General features: G+C 69.0%; 21 protein-coding genes. 9 read left to right on the top strand and 12 right to left on the bottom strand.

Annotation, left to right across the window (positions count from 1 at the left end; translation table 11 throughout):
* Nucleotides 1-42 precede the first annotated feature (42 nt).
* Complete coding sequence (locus H7K45_RS07015) at nucleotides 43-456, bottom strand: GNAT family N-acetyltransferase (RefSeq protein ID WP_263995051.1); 414 nt, start codon at nucleotides 454-456, stop codon at nucleotides 43-45.
* Between the two features lie 180 nt (nucleotides 457-636).
* Here H7K45_RS07015 and H7K45_RS07010 point away from each other — a divergent pair, with 180 nt between their 5' ends.
* From H7K45_RS07010 to H7K45_RS07000, 3 genes are read left to right on the top strand one after another with little or no spacing between them, the layout of a single operon-like run.
* Nucleotides 637-1,056, top strand: a complete 420-nt coding sequence (locus H7K45_RS07010; protein ID WP_372512512.1) for a guanyl-specific ribonuclease — start codon at nucleotides 637-639, stop codon at nucleotides 1,054-1,056.
* Complete coding sequence (locus H7K45_RS07005; protein ID WP_263995050.1) at nucleotides 1,053-1,349, top strand: barstar family protein; 297 nt, start codon at nucleotides 1,053-1,055, stop codon at nucleotides 1,347-1,349. The genes H7K45_RS07010 and H7K45_RS07005 overlap by 4 nt, the downstream gene beginning before the upstream one ends.
* A gap of 39 nt (nucleotides 1,350-1,388) precedes the next feature.
* Nucleotides 1,389-2,021: an FKBP-type peptidyl-prolyl cis-trans isomerase gene (locus H7K45_RS07000; RefSeq protein WP_263995049.1), complete on the top strand. Its 633-nt coding sequence runs from the start codon at nucleotides 1,389-1,391 to the stop codon at nucleotides 2,019-2,021.
* Here H7K45_RS07000 and H7K45_RS06995 read toward each other — a convergent pair.
* Entirely contained in the window at nucleotides 2,011-2,940 is a 930-nt protein-coding gene (locus tag H7K45_RS06995; RefSeq protein WP_263995048.1) for an AraC family transcriptional regulator, read from the bottom strand. The genes H7K45_RS07000 and H7K45_RS06995 overlap by 11 nt on opposite strands.
* A gap of 81 nt (nucleotides 2,941-3,021) precedes the next feature.
* Between H7K45_RS06995 and H7K45_RS06990 the strand changes: the two genes are divergently transcribed.
* The 3 genes from H7K45_RS06990 (at nucleotide 3,022) to H7K45_RS06980 (ending at nucleotide 5,531) form a co-directional block, all read left to right on the top strand.
* Complete coding sequence (locus H7K45_RS06990; protein WP_263995047.1) at nucleotides 3,022-3,450, top strand: pyridoxamine 5'-phosphate oxidase family protein; 429 nt, start codon at nucleotides 3,022-3,024, stop codon at nucleotides 3,448-3,450.
* 45 nt (nucleotides 3,451-3,495) lie between these two features.
* A complete protein-coding gene (locus tag H7K45_RS06985) occupies nucleotides 3,496-3,747 on the top strand; it encodes a YdeI/OmpD-associated family protein (protein WP_263995046.1) in 252 nt (83 codons plus the stop codon).
* 140 nt (nucleotides 3,748-3,887) lie between these two features.
* On the top strand, nucleotides 3,888-5,531 hold the full coding sequence (locus H7K45_RS06980) for an HNH endonuclease signature motif containing protein (RefSeq protein ID WP_263995045.1): 1,644 nt from the start codon (nucleotides 3,888-3,890) through the stop codon (nucleotides 5,529-5,531).
* A gap of 77 nt (nucleotides 5,532-5,608) precedes the next feature.
* Here the strand turns inward: H7K45_RS06980 and H7K45_RS06975 are convergent, their stop codons facing one another.
* From H7K45_RS06975 to H7K45_RS06960, 4 genes are all read right to left on the bottom strand, one after another.
* Nucleotides 5,609-6,193, bottom strand: a complete 585-nt coding sequence (locus H7K45_RS06975; RefSeq protein ID WP_263995044.1) for a hypothetical protein — start codon at nucleotides 6,191-6,193, stop codon at nucleotides 5,609-5,611.
* A gap of 84 nt (nucleotides 6,194-6,277) precedes the next feature.
* Entirely contained in the window at nucleotides 6,278-6,643 is a 366-nt protein-coding gene (locus H7K45_RS06970; RefSeq protein ID WP_372512513.1) for an RNA-binding S4 domain-containing protein, read from the bottom strand.
* A gap of 8 nt (nucleotides 6,644-6,651) precedes the next feature.
* Nucleotides 6,652-7,374, bottom strand: a complete 723-nt coding sequence (locus H7K45_RS06965) for an MBL fold metallo-hydrolase (RefSeq protein WP_263995096.1) — start codon at nucleotides 7,372-7,374, stop codon at nucleotides 6,652-6,654.
* 4 nt (nucleotides 7,375-7,378) lie between these two features.
* The gene (locus tag H7K45_RS06960; RefSeq protein ID WP_263995042.1) at nucleotides 7,379-8,356 is read right to left on the bottom strand and encodes a GlxA family transcriptional regulator; all 978 of its coding nucleotides are present in this window, start codon (nucleotides 8,354-8,356) and stop codon (nucleotides 7,379-7,381) included.
* Nucleotides 8,357-8,375: 19 nt separating this feature from the next.
* On the opposite strand from H7K45_RS06960, the gene H7K45_RS06955 reads away from it, so the two are divergent.
* A complete protein-coding gene (locus H7K45_RS06955) occupies nucleotides 8,376-8,588 on the top strand; it encodes a hypothetical protein (protein WP_263995041.1) in 213 nt (70 codons plus the stop codon).
* On the opposite strand, the gene H7K45_RS06950 is transcribed toward H7K45_RS06955, so the two are convergent.
* Nucleotides 8,567-9,589, bottom strand: a complete 1,023-nt coding sequence (locus H7K45_RS06950; RefSeq protein ID WP_263995040.1) for a 1-aminocyclopropane-1-carboxylate deaminase — start codon at nucleotides 9,587-9,589, stop codon at nucleotides 8,567-8,569. The two genes, H7K45_RS06955 and H7K45_RS06950, sit on opposite strands and share 22 nt — an antisense overlap.
* A gap of 60 nt (nucleotides 9,590-9,649) precedes the next feature.
* Here H7K45_RS06950 and H7K45_RS06945 point away from each other — a divergent pair, with 60 nt between their 5' ends.
* On the top strand, nucleotides 9,650-10,309 hold the full coding sequence (locus tag H7K45_RS06945; protein ID WP_263995039.1) for a GntR family transcriptional regulator: 660 nt from the start codon (nucleotides 9,650-9,652) through the stop codon (nucleotides 10,307-10,309).
* 9 nt (nucleotides 10,310-10,318) lie between these two features.
* Here the strand turns inward: H7K45_RS06945 and H7K45_RS06940 are convergent, their stop codons facing one another.
* The 3 genes from H7K45_RS06940 to ddaH form a co-directional block, all read right to left on the bottom strand.
* Nucleotides 10,319-11,134 carry an LmeA family phospholipid-binding protein gene (locus H7K45_RS06940; RefSeq protein ID WP_263995038.1) on the bottom strand — a complete coding sequence of 272 codons (816 nt, stop codon included), beginning with the start codon at nucleotides 11,132-11,134 and terminating at the stop codon, nucleotides 10,319-10,321.
* A 216-nt stretch (nucleotides 11,135-11,350) separates the two neighbouring features.
* Nucleotides 11,351-12,508, bottom strand: coding sequence for a metallophosphoesterase (locus H7K45_RS06935; protein ID WP_263995037.1), 1,158 nt, complete (start codon nucleotides 12,506-12,508; stop codon nucleotides 11,351-11,353).
* A gap of 16 nt (nucleotides 12,509-12,524) precedes the next feature.
* Nucleotides 12,525-13,301 carry a dimethylargininase gene (gene ddaH / locus H7K45_RS06930; protein ID WP_263995036.1) on the bottom strand — a complete coding sequence of 259 codons (777 nt, stop codon included), beginning with the start codon at nucleotides 13,299-13,301 and terminating at the stop codon, nucleotides 12,525-12,527.
* A 77-nt stretch (nucleotides 13,302-13,378) separates the two neighbouring features.
* Between ddaH and H7K45_RS06925 the strand changes: the two genes are divergently transcribed.
* Nucleotides 13,379-13,690, top strand: a complete 312-nt coding sequence (locus H7K45_RS06925) for a hypothetical protein (RefSeq protein ID WP_263995035.1) — start codon at nucleotides 13,379-13,381, stop codon at nucleotides 13,688-13,690.
* Nucleotides 13,691-13,709: 19 nt separating this feature from the next.
* On the opposite strand, the gene H7K45_RS06920 is transcribed toward H7K45_RS06925, so the two are convergent.
* Together H7K45_RS06920 and H7K45_RS06915 are read right to left on the bottom strand one after the other, a co-directional pair.
* On the bottom strand, nucleotides 13,710-15,119 hold the full coding sequence (locus H7K45_RS06920; protein WP_263995034.1) for an NtaA/DmoA family FMN-dependent monooxygenase: 1,410 nt from the start codon (nucleotides 15,117-15,119) through the stop codon (nucleotides 13,710-13,712).
* A complete protein-coding gene (locus tag H7K45_RS06915) occupies nucleotides 15,116-16,015 on the bottom strand; it encodes a MetQ/NlpA family ABC transporter substrate-binding protein (protein ID WP_263995033.1) in 900 nt (299 codons plus the stop codon). The genes H7K45_RS06920 and H7K45_RS06915 overlap by 4 nt, the downstream gene beginning before the upstream one ends.
* Nucleotides 16,016-16,054 lie beyond the last annotated feature (39 nt).

Here is a 16,054-nt window from a genome sequence, read left to right as displayed (position 1 = left end):
TGGAGATCCCGTGGAGAGTCACTGCCGCAGAATCGATGTGCGCTACCAGAGGTCGCCGATGCGCCAATCACAAATCAGCGCAACGTCTTTGGCGAGCCCAGTTCCGTCATTCGCCGGCGCTCCGAACAGCAGGATGCGGTCGTCGCGGTCGAAGGTGTCCACCAGACCGCCGGGCGAGTCGGCCGCCGTCGGGCCCTCCCACGGCGTCCAGCCGCGCCCGGCGTAGAACGGCACCGCCGCGTGGACCGCGTTGAGCCCACCCAACGTGTAGCGATCACGGATGACCGACTCTGCATGGTCCATCACCAGCCGCCCCAAGCCGCGGCCGCGCTGGTCCTCGCGGACGGCGACGGCCTCGACGTACCCGGTCGAGAACTCGCGTCCAGCGTGCCAAAGGGTGCGGCCAACCAACTCCGTCGACGCCGTGCAGCCAGTCGTGAGGGCGAAAGTCGGCACCAAACGCCGAACGCACCAGCGCCTCGGCGACGGCCAACTCCGCCGGACCTAGCGCACCGGGTTCGGCAAGCGCCACCTCGACCATGGGGCGAGGATGCCAGCGAGGAGAGGGCCGCGGTTCACGGCGCGCCGCAGGGTGATGATGTAGTCGGCGGACAGTGGGATCGAGAGGAGCGCGAGGTGGGTACACGCGGCAAGCTCGTGCTCGTCGTGCTGTGCGGACTCGTCGCCGTCGCCGTCGCCTGGGCCCTCTCGCCGGCGTCGCCGCCCGCCGCACCGAATTCGTCGGGCACGTCGGTGTGCCCGCTGAGCACCTTGCCGCGCGAGGCCGCCGACACCGTCCGGGCCATTCACTCCGACGGTCCCTTCCGCTATCCCCGCGACGACGGTGTGGTGTTCGGCAACCGCGAAGGTCACTTGCCAGCGCAGGCACGGGGGTACTACCGGGAGTACACGGTGCTCACCCCGGGTGCGACCAACCGTTCGACCCGACGGATGGTCACCGGCGGGTCACCGGTCACCGATCCGCCCGAGTACTTCTACACCGCCGATCACTACGACTCCTTCTGCCTGGTGACCGGCGCCGGCGGGCGATCGTGACGCGGACGATTCGCCTCGACGGTCGACGGATCGGGGCCCCCGAGGACTTCTACCGGGAGATCGGCGAAGCGGTCAACGGCCCCGGTGGATACTTCGGCACCAACCTCGACGCGCTCGCCGACTGCTTGCGCGGCGGCTTCGGCACCGAGCCGGATGAGCCGGTGGAATTCGAGTGGCGGCACAGCGAGTCGTCGCGCCGACGGCTCCGCGGCGTCACGCGCGGCGGCACCGCGTTCGTCGAGGCAGTGCGCGCGGCCTTCGACGACGCCGGGGTGACGCTGCGGCTGAGGTGAGCGTCGGCTGCACGAGATGCCTTCTGTAGCGTGGCGACGATGAAGTCAACCCGCGCATTCCGTTCCGCCGCGATCGTGGCAGGTGCCGCGCCGTTCGTCGCCCTGCTCGCCGCCTGCGGTTCCGACGCAGGCGCCGAGCCCACCCCGACCTCGCCTGCCGCGAACGGCAGCTCCTCGGCCGTGGCCGCGCCCAGCCAATCCCCCGTCGCGGCGTCCTGCCCGTCGGCACCCCCCGCCGCCGGTGGAACGCCGGAGTGGACGTTGCCCGGGACGACCGGCAACGTCGCGGTCACCGGGTCGACGGACTCGGCCGCACCGGAGATCAAGGTGGCCGGCCCGTTCGGCGTGACCGCCACCCAGGTGCACACCCTCGTGGCCGGCGACGGCCCCGTGGTCCCGGACACCGCGACCGTCTCGGTCTGCTACATGGGCGTCAACGGTCGCGACGGCAGCACCTTCGACAGCAGCTACGAGCGTGGCGAGCCCGCGGAATTCCCGCTCGACGGCGTCGTCCCGGGCTTCCAGAAGGCCATCGCGGGCCAGAAGGTCGGCTCCACCGTCGCCGTGGCCATGGACCCGGCCGACGGATACCCCGAAGGTCAGCCCAGCGCAGGCATCCAGAAGGGCGACTCGCTCGTATTCGCCATCAAGATCCTCGGCATCACGGGCTGACCGCGCGACGGTACTCGCTGGGGTTCACGCCACGGACCCGCTTGAACGCGGCGCTGAACCCGAACGGGTCGGCGTAGCCCACCGCACGGGCCACCTCGGCGACGGTGGCGTCCCCGCGCTGCGCCAGCAGATCCGCTGCGAGCGTCATGCGCCACCGCGTGAGATAACTCAGCGGAGGTTCTCCGACGAGATCGGCGAATCGCTTGGCCAACGTCGACCGCGACACCCGCGCGCGATCGGCGAGCACCGCGATCGTCCACGGCGCCGCCGGGTCGGCGTGCAACATGCGTAGCGCGTCACCGACCACCGGATCACGCTGGGCGGCCCACCATCCCGGCGGCTCGCCGCCCGGGCGGTCGAACCACGCCCGCAGCGTGCAGACCAGCATCCAGTCCAGCAGTCGGTCGAGGACGACCTGCTGGCCGGGCACGTCGAGGGCCACCTCCGCAGCGAGGTGGTCGAGCACCGGGTCACCCGTGCCCCCGGCGTCCACCCGCAGGATGACCGGCAGGGCGTCCAGAAGGCGCCGGCTGATTTCGCCGCGTACCGGGTAGGCACCGACGATCAGCGTGGTGGCGCCCGCTCCGTCCCCGGCGTCGCTCCACCCGAGCCGATGCCGGGTGCCGCCCTGATCGGGGGTGGCGCAGTCCTCGCCGCAGAGGACGGGTTCGGCGGCGGTCCCCACCTCGTCGACGAAGGTGAACGTCGCTGGTCCGCGCACCACGATCGTGTCATAGGGCCGCAACAGTGCGGGCGGATGCTCGTCGACCACGATCCAACCTGCTCCGCCCAACACGGTGCACAGGGTCAGCGGAGCACCGTCGACGAATTGCAGGGCCCACGGCGGCGACAGTGTCGTACTGCCGAACAGCGAGCCGTTGGCCCGCACCCCGCGAATCATGTCGTCGAAGACGCTCACCTCGGCGAGGTTAGACGATCACACATGCATTTCGGCTAATTACCCATGGATCGTCCGTGCATCGTGCAGTTGACTGATGTCATGGGTACGACGACTTCACTCACCGCCGACGACCTGACGTTCCTTCGGCGCCCGCTGCACGGATTCTTCACCGTTGCCGCCGGCCCGCACCCGCCGCAGCCCCGGCCCGTGTGGTTCGAGGCCACCGACGAGGGCCACATCGAATTGTTCACGGGCCCAGGCACATCCAAGATTCGCCACCTCGTCGAAGTGCCACGTGCCTCGCTGGTGGTCGCAGCGCCGGTCGGCGAACGCGAGCGGTGGGTGTCGGTGGCGGGCCACGTCGAGATCGTGACCACGGGTGCCCACGACCTGGCCGCGCGATTGGCCGCGCGTTACTGGGATCTCGACGACCCGGCCAGGGCCCGCGACCTTGCAGACATCCAGGCGCAAGATTGGGTACGGCTGCTCCTGCAGCCCGACGCGGTCAGCCGCTACGCGATGGAGTGAATCGTGCGCTCGCTCCGGGCGGCCCGGAGTAGGTTGTCGATCGACATGAGCACTCGATTGCCCGGTGGCGTGGTTCACGACCTGCCCGCGGACCTGCGAGACGAACTGGTCGCCAACGACACGGCGCTGAACGCCTGGCGCGATATCACGCCACTGGCCCGCAACGAGTTCATTTGCTGGGTCGAGGACGCCAAGCAGGACGCGACCCGGGCACGCCGCGTTCGGCGCACCAGGGAAGAACTCGAAGAGGGCAAGCGCCGGCCGTGTTGTTGGCCGGGGTGCAAGCACCGCACCTAGGGCTGACAAGCCGCAGCGCTCTAGCACGTGGGTCCGACATCTTCGGCGGCTTAGGCGGGGTTGTCCACAGATCTTGAGGTTATCCACAGAACGCTTGTAGCAGAACGACTTTCGTCGGTATGCCGCCCTAGACTGGGTTCATGTTCGACGATCTGGTGGACGCCACGACCGGCACCCACGGTGCCGGGGCCCTGTCGTCGTGGTCACGGGTGGAGAACGCGGCCTGCGCCCACCGGGTCGCGACGATGGCCGCCATGCTCGACGAGGCACATGCCGCCTCCGGGTCAGCCGACCGAGACCAATGGTGCCTGGACAACCTCGACGCCGTCGCCGCCCACATCGGCGCCGCACAAAACATCACCCCCGGCACCGCCACCCACCAACTGTTGATCGCCGTCGCATTGCACGACCGATTCCCCAAGGTGGCCGCGGTGTTCGCCGAGGGCCTCATCACCTATGCCTTGGTGAAGACCGTCGTGCACCGCGGGGCCCTGGTCGTCGACCCCGACGCCCTACGGGCGCTGGACGAACTGCTGGCCGAGGCGTTCGGGGACTGGGAACCGAGGTCAGTCGACAAGACCGAGAAGGCCATCGACGTCTTCATCCACCAGGTCGACCCGCAGGCGGTGCGCCGGGACGAGACCAAGGCGCGAGGCCGGTCGGTGGAAGTGCACATCGAGGAGGACGGCAGCGGAATGGCCACCGTGTTGGCCACCCTGTTCGCCCACGACGCCAAGGCGTTCCAGGCACGACTGAAGAACCTGGCCGCCACCGTGTGCCCGGCCGACCCGCGGACCGCCGACCAGTTGCGTGCCGATGCCTACGGCGCCATCGGGAACGGCACCGACCGGATGGCCTGCCTCTGTGGCAACGACGACTGCTCCGCCGCCCAGAACCCGCCCGCCACCGGCGTGGTCGTCTACGTCATCACCAGTGACGACACACTGGCCGACCCCGAGTCCGCGCCTAGGTCCGAGCCGCCCGCGCCGAAGCCGGAGTCACCCGCGCCGCCACCGGACCTCGTCCCGGAGGACACCGCCGAAGACGCGGATGCCGCACCAACATCCGATGACGCAGCGCCGCAGAGCGATTCACCGCCGGCCACACCCACTTTCACGCCCACTCCCGCCGAGGAGCGCGCAGCCCTCGACGGGGAAGGGCCACCGCTCTTCGACAAGCCGCTGCGCGACCTCACCCTGACCGAGGCGATGACTCCGACTCCCGGCAGACTGGCTGCACTGCGGCCCGCGGCGATGATGGGCGGCCAGTTCCTCCCCGGTGCGATCGCCTGCCGTGCCGCCATCGGAGCGACCATCACCCGAATAGTGCACCCCGGCCAAGCCCCACCGGAGAACCGCTACCGACCGTCGAAGAAACTGGCCGACTTCATCCGCTGCCGCGACATGACGTGCCGCTTCCCCGGCTGCCGCGTACCCGCGACGAATTGCGATGTCGACCATACGATTCCGTGGCCGCATGGCCCGACCGCGGCATCCAACCTCAAATGCGTCTGCCGAAGACACCACCTGCTCAAGACCTTCTGGGGAGGTGAGAATGGTTGGCGGGACAGGCAACTCGAGGACGGCACCGTCATCTGGACCGCACCCGACGGACGCGAGTTCGTCACCACGCCCGGCAGCCGACTGCTGTTCCCCGAACTGTCCAGACCCACCGCCACGGTGAGGGTGCGCGACGTCCCAGCGAGCCACACCGCAGGCCTCACCATGCCGCGGCGCAAAAACACCCGCGAACGCGAATCGAATGAGGTCGAACAGCGGGACTGATCCGCCCAGCTTCGACTACGTGCTCGTTCCAACTACGTCCGACGCGGGCTTCAATGGTCGAGGGGCACGATGGGCGGCTAGCCCGGCGGCAGGGGCACGATCGTCGGCGGCGCGGCAGGATCGGCGGGCGCCGGTGGCGGCGCGTCGTACCCGGGCGGCGGCGGGCCGTTGAGCGGGTAGTACCCGGGCGGCAGAGCCGGGCCACCAGAGTTCGGCGCTGCCTGCACGGGCGCGGTGTCGGACTCGGGGAAGTTCAGCGACTTGAAGCCGGGAGGCAATGGCGGTGGCGGGCCGGCCCCGGGCGGCGGCGCGGCACCGACCGGCATCCCGTCGGGCGAGTCACCCACGCCATACGGGTCCTTCGCCTGGTGCCATGCGTCCCGGATGAACCCCAGCGGCCCGGAGCCCGAGCCATACTGCGGATTGGAGATCTCGGGTACGACGGGCGCCCCGACGGGCGGCGGAGCAGGCGGCGCGTCTCCGCCGGCGACCATCTGCTGGTCGGGCGCAGGTGGACCGGGAACGGCTGGCACCGGGGTCACGGGCACGTCCGGGTCGGCGGCGGCCTGTGCGGCCACGCCGAGCGCGCCACCGGCGAGGAACACCCCTGCACAGGCGATCTTCGCGGCGTCGACGGCCGTGATGCGACGTCGTTCAGTCATGTAACCGGGTGTCCTCTCTGCTGACGCACGGTCATCGTCGCACACATTGGCCCCACCTGACCCAGCATCGGCGCCTCAGCGGGCTCAGCCGCGTTGGGCGCGCAATTGCTCCAGCAACCGCCGGTCGCGCTTGGTGGGCCTGCCGGCGCCTCGGTCACGCACGGCCACCGGGACTGCGGCCGTCGGCGCCGGCTTCGGCGTGCGGTCGAGGAAGCACGTCACCGCGTCGGCCGCGCCCACCCGTTTCTGGATGACGCGCACCACCTCGACGACGCGTGTCGCCTCACCCACCCGTGCTCGCACCACGTCACCGGGGACCACCATCGTGGCCGGCTTGGCGGGACGATCGTTGACACGCACGTGCCCGCCCCGGCAAGCCGCCGCGGCGTCGGGGCGGGTCTTGGTCAGCCGGACGGCCCACAACCACCGGTCCACCCGGGCCGATTCCACCGGCCCCGTCACGCGGTCGTCCCCGACGCGCGACGACGGGTCAACCATTCGCGTTGTCCACGCACGAACCCAGCATCCACCAACGCTCCGTGTCCGGGCACGTAGACCGCGTCGTCGGCGCCCAGTTCGATCAACCGGTCCAGGGTGGGTGGCCACGAGACCAGGTCGGATTCGTCGGTGACGACGGGGTCACCCGATTCCTCGACCAGGTCGCCGCAGAAGACCACGGTGCGTGCTCCCGGCGCGACGGTAGGCACGACGACGACCAGATCGTGGTCGGTGTGGCCCACCCCCGGGTGCCGAACGTGGACGACTCGGTCACCGAGGTCGAGGTCGGCGTCGGTCACCTGGCGCTCCGGACGGCGGACGGCGGCCATGGCGCGATCGAGTTCGGCGGGCTCGGCGCCGTACGCGAGCGCGTGCGCGCGGACGCCGTCGAGTCCGGTGGTGAGGGCCGTCGCGACCGCCGGAGCCCCGATGAGTTGGGCGTCGGGGAACCCGGCCGAGCCAAGCACGTGGTCGAAGTGGGCGTGGGTCATCACCAGATGCGTGACGGCGCCGCCGCCGAGGGTTCGCACGTCGGCGGCGATGGCGGCCGCCTCGACCAGGGTGGTGCCGCAGTCGACCAGCAGGGTGGCCGCACTGCCCCGGACGACCCCCACCGTGACGTCGAGGAACGGCAGCCGACAGCGGTGTACCCCGGGGGCCGGCGTCTCCCAGTCGTAGTGCAGCGGCTCAGGCACCGAGGACCCGCCCGGTGAAGCAGCCGCGGTACTCGCTGGGCGTGGTGTGCAGCGACCGCACGAAGTGGTGCCGAAACGTGACGGGCGAATCGAAGCCCACCCTGGCGGCGATTTGTTCGACCGAGAGGTCGGAGGACTCCAGCAGGGCCAGGCTGGCTTGGATGCGCTGCGCGATGAGCCACTTGATCGGGGTGGTGCCGGTGGCCTTGGCGAACCGCCGCAGATAGCTTCGCCGCGACAGCGAGGATTGCGCCGCAAGCTCGTCGAGGGTGATCGGCGAGTCCAAATGAGCCATGGCCCATGCCATTCCGCGAGCGATCTCACCGTCGGTGGTCGGCGCGGGCACCGGGGACTCGATGTACTGCGCTTGGCCGCCTGCCCGGTGGGGCGAGATCACGAGGCGGCGTGCCACGTCGTTGGCGATGTGGGCGCCGTGGTCGGAACGCACGATGTGCAGGCACAGATCCAACCCGGCCGCACAGCCCGCGCTGGTGAGGACGTCACCCTCGTCGACGTAGAGCGGGGTCGGGTCGACGTCGACGTCGGGGAAGCGCTCCTGCAAGAGGTCGGCGTAGATCCAGTGCGTGGTGGCCCGTCGGCCGTCGAGCACCCCGGCCTCGGCGAGTGCGAACGCACCAGAGCAGATCGACACCAGTCGCGAATGACGTTGCGACGCAGCACGAATGGCCTCGACGACCGCCGGCGAGGCGATCTTGTTGGCGTCGGCGACGCTGGGAATGACGACGGTGTCGGCCTCGGCCAGGTCGGCGAGCCCGAAGGATGTCCGCAAGGTGGCACCGCCCAGCATTCGGACCTCGGGCTCCTTGGAGCACAGACGTACCGAGTACCAGGGCGTCGGGATGCCGGCGCAGAAGGCTGGGGACAGGTCGTGCATTCCGAAGATCTCGGCCGCCGAGCCGGACTCCAGACCCGACATGCCGTCGTAGGCGAGGATGGCCACCGTATGCATGTCACTATCTTAGCGATGAATGGCCTCGGTGCCACTGTGCGGGTCACCGGGTGGCGACGAGTATCGAATCATGTTCTACACGAGGTCGTCTCGCATCCAGAAGATCACACGCACCCGCGCCTACCAAGCGGTGGCCGCGGCGCTGGCAGGCGTCCACGCTGCCAACGGTCTCGCCCACGGCGCGCAACCGTCGGCCCACTCCCCTGCGCGCTACGAGAACAGGCCCGAGTAGGCGTTGAGGGCCGGTTGCCCGCCCAGGTGGGCATAGAGGACGTTGGACTGCTTCGGAATCGTGCCGTCGCGCACCATGTCGATCAAACCGGCCATCGACTTGCCCTCGTAAACAGGGTCGATGATCATGCCCTCGAGGCGGCCGGTGAGCTTGATGGCGTCCATCGTGGACTCCACCGGAATCCCGTAGAGGTCACCGGCCCACCCCTGCAGAACGGTGATCTCGTCGTCTCGCAGGTCACGTCCGAGGCCGATGAGATCGGCTGTGTGCCTGGCGATTCGGGCAACCTGAGCCCGGGTCTTCTCCAGCGTCGCGGACGCGTCGACGCCCAGCACGGTGCGCGGCCGATCTTGGCCGGCGAATCCGGCGATCATCCCGGCGTGCGTCGAGCCCGTCACCGTACAGACGACGATCGTGTCGAAGAAGACGCCCAGTTCGGCCTCCTGCCGCTGCACCTCGTAGGCCCAGTTGGCAAAACCCAGTCCACCGAGCGGATGCTCCGAGGCGCCCGCCGGGATCGGGTAGGGCGTGCCACCGGCCTCGGTGACCTCGCGCAGCGCATCCTCCCAGGACGAGCGGATGCCGATGTCGAACCCCGATGGGTCGAGTCGGACGTCGGCGCCCATGATGCGCGACAACAGGATGTTGCCGACCGACTCGTCTAGGGGGTTCTGGGCCCACACCTGCGGCCAGTCGACCCACTTCTCCTGCACCAAGCGCGCCTTGAGACCCAGCTTGGCGGCCACCGCGGCGACCTGACGGGTGTGGTTGCTCTGGTAGCCGCCGATGGAGACCAACGTGTCCGCCCCAGAGGCGAGGACGTCGGGGACGATGTACTCGAGCTTGCGGGTCTTGTTGCCGCCGTAGGCCAGTCCGGAGTTGCAGTCCTCCCGCTTGGCCCAGATCCGCGCTCCACCCAGGTGCTCGGTCAACCGGTCGAGCGGATGTACCGGGCTCGGCCCGAACGTCAGCGGATATCTCTGAAAGTCCTCGATGGCCACGACTCGTCCTGCTTTCCGGGTTGCGATACGCAATATATTGCAGGATCGTACACTGGTCTCATGCCCGTGCCCCGCCAGTCCGCCAGCCCTCAGCGACGCTTGCTTCGCGACGATGCGTTCACCGCCATCAGGGCCGCCATCGTCGACGGCACGTTGCAACCGGAGGAGCGCCTGGTCGACGCCGAGCTCAGCGAGTGGCTGGGGGTCAGCCGCACGCCGATCCGCGAGGCACTGGCCCGGCTCGACGCCGCGGGCCTGGTGCGAACGCGCCCCGGGCAGTACACCATCGTCAGCCCGCTGGACACCCGGGCCATGACGGACGCCCAGGGCGTCGCCGCGGCCATGCACGAACTCGCCGTGCGTGACGCCGTGCCCCACATGGGACCCGAGCACATCGCCGCGATGCGCTCGGCGAACGAACGCTTCGACGCCGCATTGCACGACGCCGACGTCGACGCGGCCATCGCATCCGACGACGCCTTTCACGACGTGGCCGTGCAGCTGTGCGCCAATCAGGCGGTGCGGGCGGTGCTCGACCAGTACTCGCCGCTGCTGCGACGCATGGAGCGCGCCCGCTTCGCCTCCTCGATTGGCCGCGATTCCGTCGCCCAACACACCCGCATGGTCGACCTCGCCGAGGCTGGTAACGCCGAGGGCGCCGCCCGGGAGGCACGACTCAATTGGCTTGCGCTGACCTGGGATTCGACGCGGGGCGACTGACGGTCGCGGTCACAGCGAGGCGAAGCACGGGTCGGCGTCGTCTTGGGGTATCGACGCGTCGCGAGTCGAGAACGTGCCGATCACCCCGGTGGGCGTGACTTCCACGCGGTCGGCGTGAATGCCGAGCGGATACTGGGCGTTCAGCTTGTCGGTCAGCCCGTCGAGCGCGGTCTGGACGGTGTCCTTGGCCAGCGGTCCCTTGACGTCGACGACCTGTAGGCCAAGATCACCGTTGGTCACCACCGGCTTGGCCGTCACCTCGATGTCGCCTGCGTTCATGACCAGGGTGCCCGCCGCCGGATCCGTCGTGACGCCCGTGATCGCACTGCCCACGCCGGGAAGGTTGGCCGCGACCGTGTCCTTGATGCCCGCCGCCGTCCACGTCAGCGTGGCCGTCAGGGAACCGATCGTGCCCTTCGAGTCCGACGTCCCCCGCAACCGGACGTCGGACACCGTCACCTCGGCCTTCATGCCCTTCGCGTCCTGCACGTTGTCACCGGCGGTGGTCACCGAGATGTTGGTGTAGTGCCCCGTGACGTGCTGCCAGAGAAATGGCGGGTTGACGCCGAACGAGACCTCCGCGCCGTCGCGCACCACGCACTCGGCGACGTCGACAAGCAGCCCGTCCACCCGGTGCCGCGCATACAGTTCTCCACCGGCAAGACCGAGAATCAGAACGGCCACCACGATGACCGCGAGCAGCGTCAGCGACAGCGGATCGCGCAGCCACGACCGGCGCGGCGCCTTGGGCGGCGGCTCGGCGCCGGCGCTGCCCGGCAACGGCGGACCGATCTCCGGCGGCGGTCCGGCGGTGCGCCTGGGCATCCGCTCCGTGGGTGTCGCGTCGACCGGTGGACCAAGTGGGCGAGGAGCACGCATCCGTTCGGTCGGCGGCTCGGCACGAGGCGGGCGCGGGATACGCGTGGTCGGCGGCTCCCGGCGGACGGGCCCACCGCGCTCACCCGGTCGACGGGGACCCTGCGGCGGTGTCGTCACGCTCACGATTCTGCCCTAATCGCGCACCAGCGCGGTCGACCTCGCTCAGGGTTGCTGCAACGAGATCACGCTGATGTCCGGCGGCGCGCCCACGCGCACGGGAGGACCCCAGAACCCGGCGCCCCTGGACACGTAGAGCTGAGTGTCGCCGACGGAGGACAGACCCGCCAGCGACGGCTGGACCGCTCGCACGGCGTAGTGGAACGGCCACATCTGGCCCCCATGGGTGTGACCTGAGAGTTGCAGGTCGACGCCCCGCTCGGCCGCAGTGGCCACCTGCACCGGTTGATGGGCGAGAAGCACCGTCGGGCGGGCCCGGTCGCGGCCCTCGAGCGCCTTGTCGAAGTCCGGCGGATCCGACCGCGATGCCCCCGCGACGTCGTTGACCCCGGCGAGGTCGAAGGACGCCGAACCCCGTCGGATGACCGTGTTCTCGTTGCGCAGCGGATGCACGCCGAGGCGTTCGAGCTCGTGCAGCCATGACGAGGTGTCCTCGACGAAGTACTCGTGGTTTCCGGTGACGAAGAAGGCGCCTTCGCGAGAATGCAAGTCGCGCAATGGCTCTGCCGCCGACCCCAGTTCGGCGACCGTGCCGTCCACCAGGTCGCCGACGATGGCCACCAGATCTGGCGACGTCTCGTTGATCATCCTGACGATGCGCTCGGTGTGGGCGCGCCCCGCCAGCGGACCCAGGTGCACGTCGGACACCACCGCGATGCGAAAACCGCTCAGCGCCGGGTCGAGCCGGCGCAGCCGCACCGGGACGTGCAGCACGTTGGGTGGCCCCAGCGCCGTTGCGGCCCCCACCCCGACCACGCCGACCGACACCGCACCCGCCGCCACCGCACTGGCCCGCGCCAGGAACAACCGCCGGTTGACGGCGTCGGGTTCGGCCTCCGGCGCTGCCTGCGGCTCCGGGCGTCGCCGGATTCGCCGTCGCAGCAGCCACCGGATCGGCTCCAGCACCAACAGCACCAGAAAGAGATAGGCGACGAGGCCGAACCACAGGTAAACCGGCCAGGCGATCACCGGGGCGACCACGCCCTTCAGCGCCAGCGTCGCAACCAGCAGCAGCGCCAAGGCCACCACGAATGCCGACAGGAGCCAGCGGACCCGCCCGGGACGGGTGGTGTCCTTGACCAGTCGCACCCACACGTAGAGGTGCATGGACGCCAGGATCGCGCCGAGGACGACGAGGAACATCAGGCCGACGTCGCGCTCAGCGGACTCGCACGCTCACACACGTGACGCACCCCTCGAGCTTCTCGTACTCCGAGACGTCCACGAGTTCGAGCCGGTATCCCCGGTCGGCGAAGAGGGCGGCCGTCTCGGGCGCGGCCGAACTCATCAGCAGCAGGTCGTCGTCGAGGATGACCACGTGGGCGCCGGGTTCCTCCGGCACGGCCAGGAAGGACGGGTACACGCCGGGGTCGTCGACGACGGGGTCGTACCCGATGATCGTGCCGTCGGGAAGCGCGGTGACCGCGCTCTTGAGGTGCAACGCCTTGGTCAGGGGCACCCCGGTCACCGTGTACCCGCGCGGGGCGAGGATGCGGGCCAGCTGGTCGACCGCCTGCGCGGTCGTGGTGCCGCTCAGCCCGACGTACACCGTCGAACCCACCTTGAGGACGTCTCCCCCGTCGAGCGTTCCCTCGGTGATGGTCTCCGACTGCAGTTCCAGCTCTTCGAGGGTGCGCCGCACTGCCGCGGTCTCCGGGTTGCGAGTCGGTTGGCGCGGATTGGTGACCACCGCGAGGTCGCCGAACATCACCACCGTGTCCTCGACGAAGACGCAGTCGGGCATCGCCTCGTCACCGTCGACGTCGGCCTCGACCACCACGGTGGGCCACCCGTTGCGCTCCAGGGCCGCCACGTAGTCGTGCCACTGGCGCTTGGCCAGGTCGAGGTCGAGGGGGTGCCGCTCGATGAAGGTGACGATCCCGTCGGCCAGGGTCTCCGCCGGCCGACGGACGATTGCGAACGGGCGGTCAGGCATCCCGACACTGTATGTGAGCGACACCCGAGGCGGTCAGGCTAAGCTGACCCCGAGTCGGGCTAACCGTTTGGAGCAAAATGATCAACGTCAGACGCGGAATGTGGGTCTTCGGTTGCGCCGCCGCGTTCGTTGCCGCGCCACTGGTCGCCGCTTCCCCGGCCGCCGCCAAGGACTGCCCCTACGGCACGGTGCCCACGAAGTTCGACGGAGTTTGCGTGCAGGGCCAGGCCGGTGGCTTCGGGGCTCCCGGCGTCGTCGTGCCGCCGCAGGCATCCCCGGGCGGCGCCGTCGTCGACCCCAACTTCAACGGTTACGGGTCGGTCAACGGCATCCCCTGCACGCCGGAGAACTACGGCAAGTGCATCGCGCTGCAGCAGAGTCAGGGCTGACCCGCTCCCCGTCGGTAGGTTAGAGCGCAGCGCCGAGGTCTTGGTCGACCCCGTCGAGTAGGTCGTTGTCGGCGAACGCGCCCCGGTGCGCGGCAGCCGGATGCGAGTCCGGCAGGTGGTCTCCACGTCCGAATAGCTTGTGTCGCAGCGTGCCCGATTTGTCCGTCGACATCAGGCCGCGTTCCCGCAACGTGGGGAAGAGGCGGTCCGCGACCTCGCGGAACGAGCCCGGCACCGTTGCGTGGTAGACGTTGACGCCGTTGACGCCCGCTTCCCGCCACTCCTCCAGATAGTCGGCTATTTCCTCCGGCGTGCCGACCACTCGGTTCGCGCCTTCCATGACCCACGCCATGTGGCGGATGGTCGGCTCGTCGCTGCCGGAGACCTCGGACGCCCACCGAATGAAGCTCTTCACGCCGGTGAATTCGCCAAGCTCGCTGATCGGGGTGTCGAGGGGCAGGCTGCCCGCGTCGATGCCCGCATCCCCCAACGCGTGCAGTGCGATGCCCTCCAAGTCCAGATAGCGCTTGAGCTCGTCGTTGCGACGGACCGCCTCGGCGTGAGTGTCGCCGATGACGAAGGACAGGCCTTGGGCGAAGGTCACGTCCTCCGGGTCACGACCGTTGTCGGCGGCCAATGCGCGCGTCTCGGTCGTGAGCGTGAATGCGTCCGCCGGACTTGGGCTGCTGATGTAGACGCCCTCGGCGTTGCGGGCGGAGAACAGTTGGCCCGCGGGCGACGAGCCCGCTTGGAACAGCACCGGGGTGCGCTGCGGCGAGGGCGACACGAAGTGCGGACCCTCGACCGAGTAGCGATCTCCGACGTGGTTGATCCGGTGAATCTTCGACGGATCGGCGTGAATGCCGGCAGCCTTGTCCTGCACCAGCCCGTCGTCGTCCCAGGAGCCTTCCCACAGCTTGTAGGCCACGTCGACGTACTCGTAGGCCCACCGGTAGCGCTCGTCGTGGTTCAACGTGCCTTCGTGGCCGAAACTCCGAAAGACGTTGGCGTTGAAGCTAGTCACGATGTTCCAGCCGAGGCGCCCCTCGGTGTAGTGGTCGAGCGACGACATCCGCCGCGCGAAGTTGAAGGGGTGGTCCTGGACGATCGAACTCGTGAAGACGATGCCCAGGTTCTCCGTCACCGCCGCCAACGCCGACGCCAGCACCGAGGGGTCGTTGACCGGAATCTGGATGCCACCCTCGACGGCCTTGCGCCAGTTGCCATTCCACGGTGCCCGTAGTCCGAACACATCGGCGAAGAAGAGGAGATCGTAACCTGCCGTGTCGATCTCGGCCGCCAACGAGGTCCAGTGCCGCAACGAATTGAACTCGTGGTTCCTGGCTTCCGGGGCGCGCCACAGGCCGTGCAGCACGTGGGACGCAGTGTTCATCACGAACGCCGAGTAGTACAGCGGTCGCTTGCTCACGGGTTGATCGGCCCCAGCGTGTTGCGAATCAGCTCGTTGTCCGTCGTCTGCAGGAACTCGGCGATCTTCGGGTCCTTGAAGGTGGCGATCAACTTCTGCACGTTCGGGTCGTCGAGGTGCTTGTCGCTGACGACCAGCCCGCCCTCGCTACCCTTCGGCGCCGGCTCGCGCGCGATGATCTGGTTCTCCCTCAGACCTGCGGCGTAGACGTCGGAGATGTGCACCACGATGACGTCGACGTCGGCGAGGCTGCGCGCGAGTTGCCCGATCGGCACCTGAACGAACTGATAGTTCTTCGGGTTGGTCTGGATGTCCGACAGCTGCGGAAGGCCCTTGATCGTGTCCTTGCCCGGCTTGAGCGTGATCTGCTTGTCATGGGCCAGGTCGAGAAGGGCGATGGCCTGTCCAGCTGGATCGTCGCGCAGGGCGATCTTGGCGCCGTTGGGGACTTGCTCCCAGCTCCGGTACTTGTCGGAATACGAGGCCTGGTCCCAGGTGAACGTCGGGGCGGCGAGGGTGAGATGGAACCCATTGGCGGCGATTGCGTCGTTCAGGAACGGCTGATGCTCGAAGAAGTTCCCGGCCACCGTGCCGGCGTCGACGGCACGGTTGATCTCGATCAGATTGTCGATCTTCGTCGGCTCGATGGTGATGCCGTGCGCGGGTGCCACCTCGTCGGTGATGAACTTCAGCAGGTCCTCGGCGGCGATGTCGGTACTCCACGTCGCGACCTTGAGGTTGGTCCCGAACGGCTTGTCCTCGTTGGCCGACGTGGCGTAGACGATCCCGCCCACGATCGCGACGACGACTACCACGGCGCCGGCTATCCACGGCCAGCGGCTCTTCTTCTTGAGCTCGATGTCCGAGTCTGAGGGTGGGCTGATCTGATCGGTCACGGAGGTTCCTTCGTAGTGGGTGTCGTTGGTGGCTGGGGC

This window comes from Mycobacterium yunnanensis (assembly GCF_025823185.1).
GTDB lineage: Bacteria > Actinomycetota > Actinomycetes > Mycobacteriales > Mycobacteriaceae > Mycobacterium > Mycobacterium yunnanensis.
This window is presented reverse-complemented; position numbering and strand designations above follow the sequence as displayed.

Coding starts and splice junctions, on each gene's coding strand:
- H7K45_RS07000 (WP_263995049.1), top strand. CDS start 1,389: ATGAAGTCAACCCGCGCATTCCGTTCCGCCGCGATCGTGGCAGGTGCC.
- H7K45_RS06925 (WP_263995035.1), top strand. CDS start 13,379: ATGATCAACGTCAGACGCGGAATGTGGGTCTTCGGTTGCGCCGCCGCG.
- H7K45_RS06955 (WP_263995041.1), top strand. CDS start 8,376: ATGGCCTCGGTGCCACTGTGCGGGTCACCGGGTGGCGACGAGTATCGA.
- H7K45_RS06990 (WP_263995047.1), top strand. CDS start 3,022: ATGGGTACGACGACTTCACTCACCGCCGACGACCTGACGTTCCTTCGG.
- H7K45_RS06945 (WP_263995039.1), top strand. CDS start 9,650: ATGCCCGTGCCCCGCCAGTCCGCCAGCCCTCAGCGACGCTTGCTTCGC.
- H7K45_RS06980 (WP_263995045.1), top strand. CDS start 3,888: ATGTTCGACGATCTGGTGGACGCCACGACCGGCACCCACGGTGCCGGG.
- H7K45_RS06940 (WP_263995038.1), bottom strand. CDS start 11,134: ATGCCCAGGCGCACCGCCGGACCGCCGCCGGAGATCGGTCCGCCGTTG.
- H7K45_RS06935 (WP_263995037.1), bottom strand. CDS start 12,508: ATGTTCCTCGTCGTCCTCGGCGCGATCCTGGCGTCCATGCACCTCTAC.
- H7K45_RS06985 (WP_263995046.1), top strand. CDS start 3,496: ATGAGCACTCGATTGCCCGGTGGCGTGGTTCACGACCTGCCCGCGGAC.
- H7K45_RS06960 (WP_263995042.1), bottom strand. CDS start 8,356: ATGCATACGGTGGCCATCCTCGCCTACGACGGCATGTCGGGTCTGGAG.
- H7K45_RS06975 (WP_263995044.1), bottom strand. CDS start 6,193: ATGACTGAACGACGTCGCATCACGGCCGTCGACGCCGCGAAGATCGCC.
- ddaH (WP_263995036.1), bottom strand. CDS start 13,301: ATGCCTGACCGCCCGTTCGCAATCGTCCGTCGGCCGGCGGAGACCCTG.